This window comes from Chloracidobacterium sp. D (genome assembly GCF_018304685.1).
GTDB lineage: Bacteria > Acidobacteriota > Blastocatellia > Chloracidobacteriales > Chloracidobacteriaceae > Chloracidobacterium > Chloracidobacterium thermophilum.
Window position 1 is genome coordinate 2585441 of record NZ_CP072634.1, and the last position, 14146, is coordinate 2599586.

The following is a 14146-nucleotide window of genomic DNA, read 5'->3' on the forward strand; positions in this document are numbered from 1 at the left end:
GTCAGAACGGACACCTTAGCGACGGGGCAGGGCAACCGGCGCTTCCGCCAACTCCGCTGCCGGCTTCAACCCCTGGGTCAGTTGCTGAATGTCACTTTCTTCCAGCGTTTCGCGTTCAAGCAACTCGCGGGCGCACCGCTCCAGCACCTCGCGGTTGGTCTCAAGAATCCGGTAAGCGCGTTCAAACGCGCCCATGACAATATCCCGGATAGCTTGATCTATTCGTGCCTGCGTGGACTCAGCTACTCGGCAGCCTCCCTGAGCCAACTCCGGTACATCCAGAAAACGCGGCTTCTGGGCCTCAAAGGCAACATAGCCCAGCCCTTCATCCATGCCGTAACGGGTGATCATGTCGCGGGCAATGTCGGTTGCCCGCGCCAGGTCATCGGCCGCGCCTGTCGAAATCTCGCCAAACACGAGCTTTTCGGCTGCCCGGCCGCCCAACAGCACGGCAATTTTGTTTTCCAAATCGGCGCGCGTCATCAGAAACCGGTCTTCGGTCGGTCGCTGCAAGGTGTACCCAAGCGCCCCAATCCCACGGGGAATGATCGAAATCTTGTGGACGGCATCCGCCCCCGGCAAAGCCAGTGCAACCAGCGCATGCCCGATTTCGTGATAGGCCACGGTTTCGCGCTCCCTGGCATTGATGACGCGGTTTTTCTTTTCCAGACCCGCCACGATGCGCTCCAGCGCCACTGTAAAATCCACCAACTCGACCGCCGCCGCCTTGCGCCGGGTGGCCGCCAGTGCCGCCTCGTTGACGAGATTCGCTAGGTCAGCCCCGGAAAAACCCGTCGTCAACGCGGCCACCTGTTCCAAATCCAGACCAGGGGCCAGTGTGATCTTCCTGGCGTGAACCTTGAGAATCTCCAGCCGTCCCTTCTTGTCGGGACGGTCCACAAGCACCTGCCGGTCAAACCGGCCGGCGCGTAGCAGCGCCGGGTCAAGAATCTCCGGTCGGTTGGTTGCCGCCAGAATGATCAGGCCCACTGACGTATCGAAACCATCCATTTCAGTCAGCAACTGATTGAGCGTCTGCTCGCGCTCGTCGTGTCCGACCAGCGGGCCGCCCGCGCCGCGCGCCCGTCCCAGCGCATCCAGTTCGTCAATGAAAATGATCGCCGGTGCGTGCGTGCGCGCCTGCTCAAACAGATCACGTACCCGGGCAGCGCCCACTCCGACAAACATTTCAATGAACTCCGAACCCGAAATCGAGAAAAACGGCACGCCAGCTTCACCGGCAACGGCCTTGGCCAGCAGGGTTTTGCCGGTGCCCGGCGGGCCGACCAGCAGCACCCCCTTGGGAATCCGCGCGCCCAGACGACCATATTCCTGCGGCGCTTTCAGAAAGTTGACGACTTCCTCCAACTCGGCCTTGGCCTCATCCACCCCGGCCACGTCGCCAAACGTCACGCCGGTTTTTTTCTCGACATACACCTTGGCGCGGCTCTTGCCGACGCTCATAAAGCCGCCCACACCCTGCTTTTCCGCAAACCGCCGGAACAGGAAAAACCACACCCCAAAAAAGACCAAAGCTGGCAGCACCCACGAGAGCACGTCCCGCAACCAGGTGTTTTCCACAACGCGGCTGTACCTGACACCATACCCGGACAACCGATCGGCCAGTTCCGGCTCCACGCGCGTTGCCACAATCGAGGTCTTGCCGCGCTGGTCTGGCGCTTTCAACCGCCCGGTTATCGTCCTGTCCGTGACGATGACCTCCTCCACGCGCCCTTCCGCCAGCGCCTTCTCAAACTCACTGTAGGGAACCGGCTCAACGGTACTCATCCGCTGCCAGTACTCCTGAAATACCAGCAGCGCCAGAATGGCCACCATCCAGTATCCGAAATTCCAGCGACTTTCCTGCTTCATCCCTGATTCGTCCTTGACAACGCGGGGCGTGGTGGCTGGTGCAGACGCACCCTGCCACAGCTATGCCTCGTCTCCCAAAGGTAACAAAAAACGCCGCCCCTGGAGTGGTGTTTCGGGCGGCGTGCTGAACTTCGGCGACCCCGCAACCGCCTAACTCTCAATGGGAATGGGACGCCCCCGCTGCGGCCGGCTCGGCGTCCGCTTGCCAATCGTCAACGTCAGGACACCATTCTTGAAACTGGCCTTGATATTGTCAGCATCCGCATCGTCAGGCAGATTGAGCATCCGCTGAAAAGCGCCATACGTACGCTCGATCCGATGCTGCTGCCCGTCTTTGTACTCCTGCTCGTGGCGCTTTTCGCCCTGAATGTACAGCACGTCTTCGTCCAGCGTGATGTTGACATCCTTCGGCTCTACACCGGGTAGCTCCAGTGCAATGTGGTAGTGCGTCTCTGTTTCGTGAATGTCGAGCGCCGGGCGGAGCAGCCCCTGCCAGTCAGGCGTCGGCAGGCTTGGCAGCGTCAAGGACGGCCACGCCAGGCCAAAGTTGCGAAATGCTTCATTGAACAGCCGGTCAATCTCGCGTTGCAGTTGGAACACCGGCAAAAAAGGCGCAGGCAGGGCCGGCTCGATGGTTTCGCGCGCTGTCCCCGCAGACTCCGCTTTGCGGACCGGGAGTGCTGTTGGTTGCGTTTCCTGTTCTTTCCTGAACCAGTTCCAGGGGGCCAGTTTTTTCAAGTCCATGGCAGTTCTCCTCGATATGAAAGTCCTGTCCATAACATACACCCGGTGAATAGCAAATAGCGAATAGCAAGGCGGGTTGGCCCCTTCGCTGAAGCTCGTCATCAAAGCTCGTCGTCGTTCCCCCAGCCTGAATTTTGGCGGTCAACGGTGAAGCGGTTCGGGCAACCAGAGTGGATGGACGCGCCGGGCTGCTTTACGGCGGAGTCGGCCTTCTGTTGGCTCCAATCTGGCAGCTACGGTTGGAGCCAGCTTCCGAGCAGCGTGACGAGACCCAGCAGGGCAAAGACAGCGGCGGCCACGGCGTGAACCAGCTTCATCGGGATTTTGGACGCCAGCCTGTCCCCGACAAAGATGGCGGGCACGTCGGCGATGAGCATCCCCAACGTGGTGCCAAGGATGACCATCCAGGGCGCGGCATAGTGGGCGGCAAGAGCCACGGTGGCGATTTGGGTTTTGTCACCCATTTCCACCAGGAAAAACGTCAGCAGCGTTGCGCCGAAGACACCAAAGCGCCGGGCAACCTGGGTTTCTTCCTCTTCGATGCGGTCAGGGATAAGCGTCCAGATAGCCATGCCGATAAAGGACAGACCAAGCACCCAGCGCAGCACGTCGGGACTGACAACGCTGGTGAGCCAGGCCCCCAGTGCGCCGGCCAGGCCGTGGTTGAGCAGGGTGGCCACGAGGATACCCAGAATGATAGGCAGCGGCTTTTTGAACCGCGCCGCAAGGATGAAGGCGAGAAGTTGGGTTTTGTCGCCGATCTCCGCCAGCGCGACAACGGCCGTTGAAATGAGAAGAGATTCCATAAAAAGCCTAGAGGCTGACACGTGTTTGCCGGGATGCCTGGCGTCTGCCTGAGAGGTGGCGCCGGGAGTGGGCACAGAACAACCAACAAAGCCCCCTCGCTATCACAACTATCAGAATGCACTCAAGAAGCAGTGGAGCCGAAGGCTTGGTAGTTGCCCGACAACACTGGGAGGCAGCTCAAGCCTCTCACCCAAGGACTACGAACGTTTCGAGCGGTGGCTGAAGCGAGCATCGTCCTCAAAGCCTTGGAAGAACAGGCCCGCTAAGTTGTTCACTCCAAAGTCAGGATTGCGAGGGGAAGCACTCTACTGCCGGCTGCAAAATCTGGGAGCGCAGGCTTCCAGCCCGCCTGCGGGCAGGACGCTCTTGCTCCCCAAACTCCTCGTCTTCACTGAGCACCGCGGCCTGCTGAACTACCTGGCCGCCAGGATTCGCAGGCTGCTCAGCGGCGAAGAAGCCAGGGCAATGTCCACGTGTGGTGTCAAGCGTGCAGAGCGCCGCAAGGCACGGGAACTGTTCCGCAACAATCCAGCAGTGGGTTTGCTTGTTGCCATCGGCGCCGCCAGCGAAGGCGTACACCTGCAGAACGCCAACCTGATGGTCAACTAAGACTTGCCCGCTACGTGCGGCAGCTTTTTACCAGCGAGCCGGACTGGGCCGTGACAGCTCAACCTCGACATAAAAGCCCTGCTTGCGCGTACTACACTGCCCACGTAAGGTAAGGCGCTCCTTACAGCCTTACCTCAATCCCTGGAGTGCTCCCGATGATTGCCATCGCTAAAATCACTGCCAAAGGCCAGACTACAATTCCGGCCGCGATCCGGGCGCACTTACACGTCGGACCTGGCGATCTGCCAGCCTGGGAGATCGTTGCCGACGGCGAAGTACGGGTGCGTCGGGTTTGCCCCCTCGGTCTGGAATACCTCAAGGCCGTCGAGGGCACGCTCTCGGAATGGTCGGGCGAGACAGACAAGGAGAACTACCGTGAACTATGAGCCGGGGCAGGTGGTTCGCGTGCCATTTCCGTTCACCAACCGCGAAGCCACAAAAATTGCCCGGTGCTGGTCATGTCGGCAACCGCTTTCAACCGTGCAAGCGGCTGCCTTGTACTTGCGATGATTACCTCGGCTCAGAATCCCCCGTGGCCGTTTGACTGCCCCATCAGCGACCTCACTAGCGCGGGTTTGCCCACGCCTTCGTCGGTGGTATGCGCCAAACTGTTCACGCTCGATGTTCGCTTGGTGCGCGGCGTGCTCGGCTATCTGGCAGAGGCTGATTGCAGCCAGCTTGGGCAGTTCTTATATCCCGAGTGCTGGACCTTACCCCATGACATCCATCAAAACCCCGAAAAAACTCATCGAAGTCGCGCTACCACTGGATAAAATCAACGAAGCTGCCGCGCGCGAAAAGTCCATCCGTCACGGACACCCCAGCACCCTGCACCTGTGGTGGGCGCGCCGTCCGCTGGCGGCGGCCCGGGCCGTCATCTTCGCCCAGATGGTGGATGATCCCGCCAGTGTGCCGGAGGAGTTTCCCACGCCGGAAGCGCAGGAGAGGGAACGCCAGCGCCTCTTTCGCCTGCTTGAGCAGCTTGTGCAGTGGGAAAACACCACGAACGAGGAGGTGCTCGAAAGCGCCCGGCGCGAAATCCGCCGGAGTTGGGCGCGGCACTGCCTTGGCGCAGCGGCCGCACGCCTCTCCGACGACGAAATTGTGGCTGCGATCAACGCGGGCAGGATGCCTGCGCTCCCAGGTTTTCACGATCCCTTCGCCGGCGGGGGCGCACTGCCTCTGGAAGCGCAGCGGCTGGGGCTGGAAACCTACGCCAGCGATCTCAACCCCGTGGCTGTCACCATCAACAAGGCCATGATTGAAATCCCGCCGCGCTTTGCCGGATACGAACCTGTCGGGCCGTTGCCGCCGGGGGAAAGGCAAGCCACGCTGCACGCGGACTGGTCGGGGGCAAAGGGACTGGCCGAAGACGTACGGCGGTACGGGGCGTGGATGCGCGCCGAGGCTGAAAAGCGCATCGGGCATCTTTACCCAAGGGTCAAGGTGACGTCAGAGATGGCCGCTGACCGCCCTGACCTCAAACCGCTCGTTGGCCAAAAGCTCACCGTGATTGCCTGGTTGTGGGCGCGGACGGTCAAAAGCCCCAATCCGGCTTTTGCGGATGTGGATGTGCCGCTGGTTTCCACCTTCATCCTCTCCAGCAAGGCGGGCAAGGAAGCGTACGTCGAGCCAATTATCCTGGGAGGGCGGGCGTCTCGCCCGCCACAAGTCGCGGGCGAGACGCCCGCCCTCCCAGGGACGCCCGCGCTCCCAGGGTATTACTTTACTGTCAAAGTGGGTAAGCCGCCGGAAAGCGCGAAGAACGGCACGAAGCTTGCGCGCGGGGCGAATTTTCGGTGTCTGGTGTCTGGTGCGCCAATCGGCGACGCCTACATCAAAGCCGAGAGTCTGGCAGGTAGAATGGGAGAACGGCTGATGGCCATCGTCGCCGAAGGGCCACGTGGGCGCGTCTATCTGCCTCCTACCGAAGAACACGAGAGGATTGCCCGTTCAGCGCAACCGCTGTGGAAGCCCGATCAGCCGATGAACCGCGATACGCGCGATCTGGTCAGTGGCCGTGGCTATGGCTTTTTCACGTGGGCCGACCTCTTCACCCCCCGCCAGCTCGTGGCGCTGACGACGTTTTCCGATCTGGTGGCCGAGGCCATCGAGAAATGCCGCCGGGATGCTATAGCGGCTGGGTTGCCTGACGACGGTGTGGGATTGGATGCCAGTGGGACCGGTGCCCTCGCCTACGCGCAGGCAGTGGGAGTGTACTTGGCATTTGCCGTGGATAAAGGTGCAAACTACTGGTCGTCTCTTTGTTCCTGGCACTCAGGCCGTGACACAGTGACAAGTACCTTTGGTCGTCAAGCTTTACCAATGGTTTGGGACTTTGCCGAGGCGAATCCTTTCAGCAATTCCTCTGGGAACCTTCTCAGCGGCTGTGAGCAGGCAGCAAAACTTCTCACCAACCTCAAGAGCCCTTCCAATGGCTTGGCCCTCCAATCGGAAGCTCAATCTCAAACCGTCTCGCACAACAAGATTATTTCCACTGACCCGCCGTACTACGACAACATTGCCTACGCCGACCTCTCGGACTTCTTCTACGTCTGGCTGCGGCGGATGCTCAAGCCCATCTTTCCCGGTCTCTACGCGACACTGGCCACACCCAAGACTGAGGAACTGGTCGCTACACCGTGCCGCCACGGCAGTCGGGAAAAGGCCGAAACCTTCTTTCTGGAAGGGATGACGCAGGCGCTGGAAAACCTCGCACGGCAGGCGCACCCGGCTTTTCCGATAACCATCTACTACGCCTTCAAGCAGAGCGAAACCGAAAGCGACGGCACGACGAGTCCCGGCTGGGAGACTTTTCTGGAAGCTGTCCTCCGCGCCGGCCTGGCCATCACGGGGACATGGCCGATGCGCACCGAATACACGGGCAATCTCAAGAAAGCTACCAATGCCCTTGCCTCCAGCATTGTGCTCGTTTGCCGCAAGCGCGCAGCCGACGCACCGGTGATCACCCGCCGCGAGTTTCTACGCGAACTCAATGCGACGCTGCCCGAAGCCATGGAGGAGATGATCAACCCTGGGGGCGCGGGCGTCCCGCCCGCATCAGGAAACAGCCAGGATGGCCGCGCTCTTCGGCATTCACCTGTGACACCGGTGGATTTGTCGCAGGCGATCATCGGCCCCGGCATGGCGATCTTCTCGCGGTATGCGCAGGTGCTGGAGGCCGACGGCACGCCCATGACGGTGCGCACCGCGCTGCAACTCATCAACCGCTTTCTCACCGAGGACGACTTCGACTACGACACGCAATTTTGCCTGCACTGGTTCGAGCAGCACGGCTGGGCTACGGGCAAATTTGGCGAGGCGGACGTACTTGCCCGCGCCAAGGCGACGAGTGTAGATGGACTACGAGAGGCTGGGCTGGTGGCGGCGGGCAAAGGCGAAGTACGCCTGCTCAGGTGGCCGGAGTTACCTGCCAAGTGGTCGCCCAAAACTGACTCGTGCGCCTCGGTCTGGGAGGCGCTGCATCAACTGATCCGCGCCCTCAATCAGGGTGGGGAATCGGCTGCTGGGGCCCTGCTGGCGCGTATGCCGTCCCGTGCTGAACCCATCCGTGCCTTGGCCTACCGGCTCTACACCCTGTGCGAGCGCCGGGGTTGGGCCGACGACGCGCGTCCCTACAACGAGTTGGTGGCAGCGTGGAGCGGCATCGAGCAGGTGGCTGGAGCGGCCAGGGTGGCGTATTCGCAGATGAAGCTGGATGTTTGACCAGACAGGACGAGCTTGCACGCGCGAACAGACACATTGGCGGCTCTCAGCGCACGCTCGTGGAAGTTCGACTTCAACCCCCACGCGCGCTTTAACTGATACGTACCGGGCGAACAATGGAAAAGTGAAACGCTTTTGGGCCGGTGTCTGGAGTACTGACGGAAGGACGACTTGCGGCGTGCCGTGAAGGAGCACTGCTGGGTGCTGGGGTGCGAGAATGCCGAGTTTGAAGCGTAAACAAGGGGGCTGGGGCCGTCAGGGACGGGAGTGTTCACAAGCTGCACCCCACGGATGCCCCTCAGACAGAAGCGAAAAAACCCGCAAGACGCGGAGTCTGGAACGGTTCGCCGGCAGGATGCGTCGGAACGTAGCGCGAGTGTCTTTTCAAATCAGATTCTCATGATGGAGATGGAGGGAGTCGAACCCTCGTCCGCGAACCTTCGGTGCCGGAGACTACGTGCGTAGTCGCTTCCGTCGTTTCTCGTACCCCGGCTGCCGGAACAGCGACCTGAAGCCGCCGGGATACCAGCCCAGTGCTATCTCGCGGCGACGCCCCAGGCGTAACGTCGCCGCCAGCTCGTGAAGGTCACGCCCGCTTCATTCGGCACGAGCCACCAAATGAGCAGACGGCTCAGCAGTGATTAGGCTGCGAGAGCGAGTTCCTGCGTTTCGGCAGGTAATTGTTTCCACGCTTTTTGACGAGCGGCATGGACGCCCGGCACGCCTCACGTGCACCTCATAATGTCCACGTCGAAACCGTGTCATCCCCATATTCTCAAAGAGCCATGTGCTGCCCGGCAGCACGGCCAACAGCAACTATACCACAGAATCTCGCCAACACCACACCGAACATGAAGTCCCCCCCCCCGACAACAAGCGTTTAGCGGTCAGCAGTTGGCGACTGGCGGCTAACCGCCAATTGCTAACAGGCAGAGGCTTCCGCGCCATGTTTTTCTGTGAAAAGCCGGCTGTCCGGCACGCCAGAGCCGGCCAAACTTTCGCCACCCGCGGCTTTCCACGACTGGCGGCGATTCGTGAAACGCAGGGCCGGTGCGTGCTATCGTTGCCCCAACTCCCGATCCTGTGTCAGGTCTGTACGCTTCATGGATATTCAGCACATTCGCAATTTCTCCATTATCGCCCACATTGATCATGGCAAATCCACGCTGGCCGACCGCCTGCTTGAACGCACCGGTGCCCTGACCCAGCGTGAGATGGCCGAACAGGTTCTCGACGCCATGGACCTCGAACGGGAGCGCGGCATCACCATCAAAGCCCACGCCGTACGCCTCAACTACCGCGCGCGCAATGGTGAAGACTACGTCCTGAACCTCATTGACACGCCCGGCCACGTGGACTTCAGCTACGAAGTCTCGCGCTCGCTGGCCGCATGCGAAGGCGCGCTCGTTGTTGTGGACGCCACCCAGGGCGTCGAAGCCCAGACGCTCGCCAACGCCTACCTGGCGCTCGAAAACAATCTCGAAATGTTCCCGGTTATCAACAAGATTGACCTGCCATCGGCCGAACCGGAGCGCGTGCTGTCCCAGATTGAGCAGGTCATTGGGCTTGACCCCAAATATGCTGTTCTTGCCAGTGCCAAGACCGGCGTGGGGACGGATGAGCTTCTTGAACGCATTGTGGAAAGAATCCCACCTCCGCAAGGTGACCGGGATGCCCCGCTCAAGGCACTCATTTTTGATTCCTGGTTTGACAGTTACAAAGGCGTCATCGTACTTGTCCGCGTCGTGGACGGCGTGCTGCGCCCAGGGATGAAAATCCGCTTCATGGCCACCGGCCGCGACTACGAAGTGGAGGGCGTCGGCGTCATGACGCCCAAAATGCGCGAAATCAGCGAACTGGGCGCCGGAGAAGTCGGCTTTTTCTTCTCCAACATCAAAACCGTCGCCGACGTGCGCATCGGTGACACAGTGACCGAAGCGGCACGCCCGGCCGCCGAGCCGTTGCCTGGCTTCCAGGAAGTCAAGCCCATGGTCTTTGCCGGGCTGTACCCGGTTGAAAGCGATCAGTACGAAGACCTGCGCGACGCGCTCGACAAGCTGCGCCTCAATGATTCTTCGTTCCTCTACGAGCCGGAACATTCCGCCGCCCTTGGTTTTGGTTTCCGCTGTGGCTTTCTTGGACTGCTCCACATGGAAATCGTCCAGGAACGGCTTGAACGGGAGTTCGGCCTTGACCTCATCACCACTGCGCCCAGCGTCCGTTTCGATGTCTATCTGACCAACGGCGAGAAAATCACCATTGACAGCCCTTCCAAACTGCCCGACCCGTCCAAGATCGAACGCATCGAGGAACCCATCATCCGCGCCACCATCATGACGCAGGATGACTACCTGGGGCCAATCCTGGCACTCCTTGATGAAAAGCGCGGTGTTCAGCGTGGCTTTGACTACATTGGTGAAAAGCGCGTCATGCTGACCTACGACCTTCCCCTGCTGGAGGTCGTCCTTGACTTCTTCGACCGGCTGAAGTCCGTTTCACGTGGCTACGCTTCGCTCGACTATCATTTGAAAGGTTACGAGCCGGCCGATTTGGTCAAACTCGATGTGCTTGTTTCCGGTGAGCAGGTGGATGCGCTGTCGCTCATTATTCACCGCGATAACGCCTATGCCCGCGGACGCGCTCTTGTCGAGAAGATGAAGGAACTCATCCCGCGGCAACTTTTCGAGGTTCCCATTCAGGCGGCCATTGGAAACCGGGTCATTGCCCGTGAAACCGTCAAGGCTATGGGCAAGAATGTACTTGCCAAGTGCTACGGCGGCGACATTACGCGCAAAAAGAAACTGCTCGAAAAGCAGAAGGAAGGGAAAAAGCGGATGAAAAAAGTCGGGCGTGTGGATATTCCACAGGAAGCCTTCTTGGCTGTGTTGCGTGTCGGTGACAACAAGTAAAAGCGCGTCAATTCTTATAACGCACCCCATGACGCGATTTTGCAGCTCACACAAGGCCGTCCACGCAGGGTTGCCTTTTCAGCGCGCATAAACCCGGTAGTCCATCTCCGGGAAAATCGTGTCACGTTTTTCCACTTCGGCCAGCCAGTCTTCATCCACCGCGCCGCTGGTGAGCATTTCATACAGGCGGGTGAAGCGGTGGATGTGGTCACGAAAGCGCTTCTCGGCATACTGGACCATGGTTTTGTTGGTGATGATAAAGGCCCAGTCGCTTGACTGTGCCAGCAACAGCTCCCGTGCCGCCTGATTGAGCGCCCGGTACACAAGCAGGCTGGGCGGTGTGGGAAACCGCTGGGCCAGCTCTTCCATGCGTCGCTCGGCCTGGTGTTGGTGGCGATACATCCACTGCGTATCCCGGTTGAGCCAAACCCGGTTGTAACCCTCTGCGCCCCACGACGAAGCCGATGGCACCTGGGGCTGGTTGTGGGGAAACATCTGCAGGTAGTCGCTCGGCGTCGCCAGAACGACCTCATCCTGGTCAAAGTGGATTTTGCGAATGAGAAAGTCCAGAAACTGCGGTCCCTCGTACCACCAGTGACCGTACAGCTCAGCGTCGTAGGGCGAGACCACCAACGGAGCACGCCCGATGACCGTCCGCAGGTGGCGCATCTGGGCCTGCCGGGAAGCGAGAAAGTGTCCGGCGTGCTCGGCCGCGGTTTCGGTGGCCCAGGCCGGTATGTAGGGCTGCTTGTGGTGCAGGTCCACCTTGCCCGTGACGCGAAAGTATTTGATGCCGATGTTGCGCCGCACCCCATCCGCGTGCAGGTAGGGCTTGATGTAGTCGTAGTCGGCCTCATAGCCCAGGTCTTTGTAAAACTCGCGGTAGTTGGGATGGCCCGGGTAGCCGACCAGTGAACTCCAGACCTGCTCACTGGTTTCCACATCACGGGCAAAGGCCGCGACGCCCGAAGGGGTGATGGTTGGGGCAAAAATACCCCGCGCCGGCCGCGGCGAACCGAACATGATGCTGTGTGAGTCCACAATGAAGTAGCGCAAACCGACTTCGGCCAGCAGCGCATCAATGCCCGGTTCGTAAGCGCATTCGGCCAGCCAGATGCCGGAGGGTGACCGACCGAAGTGCTTTTCGTAGTTACGCACGGCAACCCGAATCTGCGCCCGCCGCGCCGATTCATAACGCATCAGCGGCAGAAATCCGTGCGTTGCGCAGCAGGTGATGATCTCCAGTACGCCTTCATCCTGCAATCGCCGGAAAGCGCCAATCAGATCACGGCGATAGACGTTTTCATACAGGTTTTGGACGGCCCGGAAGTGTTCGTGGTGCGCCTGTGCCGCCGGTGCGAAGGGTGTGCCCTGGGTGCGAACGATTTCCTTTTCGGTCAGCTCAACGAGTTTGCCCAAGTGCCGGACGTACCGCTCGCGCAAAAGATCATCCACGAGCATTTCGCACAGCGGCGGCGTCAAGCTCATGGTCAGTCGGACGCGCACCCCAGCCCGGTGCAGGTTCTCGAAAACGAACAGCAGCGGGACGTAGGTTTCACTGATAGCTTCGTAGAGCCAGTCTTCCTCCAGAAATTCCGGGTACTCTGGATGCCGCACAAACGGCAGGTGGGCATGCAGAATGAGTGACAGAAATCCAGTGGTCATGCGTAGGGGGCCTGGAACGGCCTTACCGTTGTCTCCCAAATGGCTTGCCGTGGCGGCATGGCGTCTTCAATGAACCTGCACTGGCCAGGTGGTTGTCTGAGGGTTAGGCATCAGATGTGAATGGGGCTGCCCAAAACTCCATGTGCCGCCTCCATAACCGACTCTGACAAGGTTGGATGGGCGTGAATGGTGCGCATCAGTTCTTCGGTTGTCAGTTCACCACGGAGCGCGACACAGGCTTCGGCAATGAGTTCTGTGGCGCGGGGGCCGATGATGTGGACACCCAGGATTTCGTCATACTTCGCGTCACTGACAATTTTCACCATACCTTCCGTCTGTCCCAGGATCCGTGCCTTGCCGCTGGCGGCAAAGGGGAAGGAGCCGACCTTGACCTCGTAGCCTCGTTCGCGGGCCTTGGCTTCGGTCAGGCCGACGCTGGCGACTTCTGGTTCGCAGTACGTACAGCTTGGCACCCGGTCATAGTTGATGGGTTCGGTGGTGTGTCCGGCCATGTGCTCGACGGCCACAATGCCCTCTGCCGAGGCCACGTGGGCCAGCCACGGGGTGTTGATGACATCGCCGATAGCATACACACTTGGCTCTGCCGTCTGGAGAAAACTGTTGACCACAATGTAACCGCCCTTGTCGACGACCGCCCTGGTGTTTTCAAGGCCAATTCCATCGCTGATGGGGCGGCGTCCGACGGCCACCAGCAGTTTTTCGGTTTGCAACGTGGTGCGTTCACCCTGTCCATCCACGAGCGTCACCGCTACGCCTTGTTCATTGACCACAGCGGCTTCGCACCTGGTGTTGGTTTTGACCGTGACTTTCTGCGCCCGCAGCGCCCGTTCCAGTTCAGCGCTGATAGCGGCGTCTTCAATGGGTAAAACGCGCGGCAGCATTTCGACGAGTGTCGTTTCAACGCCAAAGCGCGTCATGACGGAGGCAAACTCCACGCCCACAGCACCAGCTCCAAGAATGACGATGGAAGCCGGCAGCTCCGTCATCTCCAGGGCGTGGTCGCTGTTGATGATACGCACACCATCGGTCGGAAAGAGTGGAATGTCACGGGGTACGGAACCTGTTGCCACCAGAATGAACCGCGCCTTCAGGTATTCCTTTGTGTCACCGTTGGTTACGCTGACGGTGTGGGGGTCTTCAATGAAGCCAAAACCTTTGAAGACCTTGACCTTGTTTTTGTTCATCAGGTACTCGACGCCCTTGGCCGACTTGAGCACGATTTTGTGCTTGTATTTCCGTACGCCTTCGTAATCGAGTTTGACATCCGACACAATCACGCCATAGTCAGCCGCGTGTTTGGACTGCTCATAGATGGTTGCACTCTCAAGCAGGGCCTTGGTGGGAATGCAGCCACGCAGCAGGCACGTCCCGCCCAGATACCTGTCTTTTTCGACAAGAGCCACGCTCAGCCCAAGCTGTGCGGCCCGAATGGCCGCCACATAACCACCCGGCCCGGCGCCGATAATCACCACATCAAAGGAATTGTTGGAAGAATTCACGGTTATGCCTCATATCACGGGAGGGCGGGCAGGCGAGGGGAACGCTACACAGCCCTTTCCCAGAGGTGGGGATTTCCAGAGTTGGAGGGGCGCTCAGCACTGAAAGCCCAGCATCGGGAGCGCCGGCAGCCTGACGGCCACCCTTTGACATTATCAGGCGCCATCAGAACAGCAAAAACGGATGCCGGTTGGCATCCGTTTTGCACAAGGAAGATTGGCTGGGAGACAGGGATTCGAACCCCGATACTCTGGTCCAGAGCCAGATGTCCTACCATTGAACGATCTCCCAACAAG

General features: G+C 60.0%; 10 protein-coding genes, 1 tRNA gene and 1 other RNA gene. 5 read left to right on the plus strand and 7 right to left on the minus strand.

Annotated elements, in window-relative coordinates:
- Positions 1-15: 15 nt before the first annotated feature.
- The 3 genes from ftsH to J8C01_RS11005 all read right to left on the minus strand — a co-directional run bounded on the left by ftsH (position 16) and on the right by J8C01_RS11005 (position 3422).
- Positions 16-1872, minus strand: a complete 1857-nt coding sequence (gene ftsH, locus J8C01_RS10995) for an ATP-dependent zinc metalloprotease FtsH (protein WP_211431938.1) — start codon at positions 1870-1872, stop codon at positions 16-18.
- Between the two features lie 150 nt (positions 1873-2022).
- Positions 2023-2616 (minus strand): Hsp20/alpha crystallin family protein, encoded by a 594-nt coding sequence (locus J8C01_RS11000; protein ID WP_211431939.1) that lies wholly within the window; start codon positions 2614-2616, stop codon positions 2023-2025.
- Between the two features lie 233 nt (positions 2617-2849).
- Positions 2850-3422, minus strand: a complete 573-nt coding sequence (locus tag J8C01_RS11005) for a TMEM165/GDT1 family protein (protein WP_014100699.1) — start codon at positions 3420-3422, stop codon at positions 2850-2852.
- Between the two features lie 367 nt (positions 3423-3789).
- Here J8C01_RS11005 and J8C01_RS11010 point away from each other — a divergent pair, with 367 nt between their 5' ends.
- From J8C01_RS11010 to J8C01_RS11025, 4 genes are all read left to right on the plus strand, one after another.
- Complete coding sequence (locus tag J8C01_RS11010; RefSeq protein ID WP_211431940.1) at positions 3790-4032, plus strand: helicase-related protein; 243 nt, start codon at positions 3790-3792, stop codon at positions 4030-4032.
- 155 nt (positions 4033-4187) lie between these two features.
- On the plus strand, positions 4188-4418 hold the full coding sequence (locus J8C01_RS11015; protein ID WP_014100701.1) for an AbrB/MazE/SpoVT family DNA-binding domain-containing protein: 231 nt from the start codon (positions 4188-4190) through the stop codon (positions 4416-4418).
- Between the two features lie 72 nt (positions 4419-4490).
- The gene (locus J8C01_RS11020) at positions 4491-4805 is read left to right on the plus strand and encodes a type II toxin-antitoxin system PemK/MazF family toxin (RefSeq protein WP_148264041.1); all 315 of its coding nucleotides are present in this window, start codon (positions 4491-4493) and stop codon (positions 4803-4805) included.
- The gene (locus J8C01_RS11025; protein WP_211431941.1) at positions 4750-7758 is read left to right on the plus strand and encodes a DUF1156 domain-containing protein; all 3009 of its coding nucleotides are present in this window, start codon (positions 4750-4752) and stop codon (positions 7756-7758) included. Before J8C01_RS11020 ends, J8C01_RS11025 begins: the two co-directional genes overlap by 56 nt.
- Before the next feature lie 400 nt (positions 7759-8158).
- Here J8C01_RS11025 and ssrA read toward each other — a convergent pair.
- Positions 8159-8527, minus strand: a transfer-messenger RNA (tmRNA) gene (gene ssrA / locus J8C01_RS11030).
- A gap of 334 nt (positions 8528-8861) precedes the next feature.
- Between ssrA and lepA the strand changes: the two genes are divergently transcribed.
- Entirely contained in the window at positions 8862-10667 is a 1806-nt protein-coding gene (gene lepA, locus J8C01_RS11035; protein ID WP_014100703.1) for a translation elongation factor 4, read from the plus strand.
- Positions 10668-10745: 78 nt separating this feature from the next.
- On the opposite strand, the gene J8C01_RS11040 is transcribed toward lepA, so the two are convergent.
- From J8C01_RS11040 to J8C01_RS11050, 3 genes are all read right to left on the minus strand, one after another.
- Entirely contained in the window at positions 10746-12332 is a 1587-nt protein-coding gene (locus J8C01_RS11040; protein ID WP_014100704.1) for a glycoside hydrolase family 57 protein, read from the minus strand.
- A 110-nt stretch (positions 12333-12442) separates the two neighbouring features.
- Positions 12443-13852 (minus strand): dihydrolipoyl dehydrogenase, encoded by a 1410-nt coding sequence (gene lpdA, locus J8C01_RS11045; RefSeq protein ID WP_211431942.1) that lies wholly within the window; start codon positions 13850-13852, stop codon positions 12443-12445.
- Positions 13853-14067: 215 nt separating this feature from the next.
- Positions 14068-14141, minus strand: a tRNA-Gln gene (locus J8C01_RS11050).
- Positions 14142-14146 lie beyond the last annotated feature (5 nt).

What these genes read in the sequence shown, in the direction of transcription:
- J8C01_RS11005 (WP_014100699.1), bottom strand. Translation starts at nt 3,422, where the DNA reads ATGGAATCTCTTCTCATTTCAACGGCCGTTGTCGCGCTGGCGGAGATC.
- J8C01_RS11025 (WP_211431941.1), top strand. Translation starts at nt 4,750, where the DNA reads ATGACATCCATCAAAACCCCGAAAAAACTCATCGAAGTCGCGCTACCA.
- lepA (WP_014100703.1), top strand. Translation starts at nt 8,862, where the DNA reads ATGGATATTCAGCACATTCGCAATTTCTCCATTATCGCCCACATTGAT.
- J8C01_RS11000 (WP_211431939.1), bottom strand. Translation starts at nt 2,616, where the DNA reads ATGGACTTGAAAAAACTGGCCCCCTGGAACTGGTTCAGGAAAGAACAG.
- J8C01_RS11015 (WP_014100701.1), top strand. Translation starts at nt 4,188, where the DNA reads ATGATTGCCATCGCTAAAATCACTGCCAAAGGCCAGACTACAATTCCG.
- J8C01_RS11020 (WP_148264041.1), top strand. Translation starts at nt 4,491, where the DNA reads ATGTCGGCAACCGCTTTCAACCGTGCAAGCGGCTGCCTTGTACTTGCG.
- J8C01_RS11040 (WP_014100704.1), bottom strand. Translation starts at nt 12,332, where the DNA reads ATGACCACTGGATTTCTGTCACTCATTCTGCATGCCCACCTGCCGTTT.
- ftsH (WP_211431938.1), bottom strand. Translation starts at nt 1,872, where the DNA reads ATGAAGCAGGAAAGTCGCTGGAATTTCGGATACTGGATGGTGGCCATT.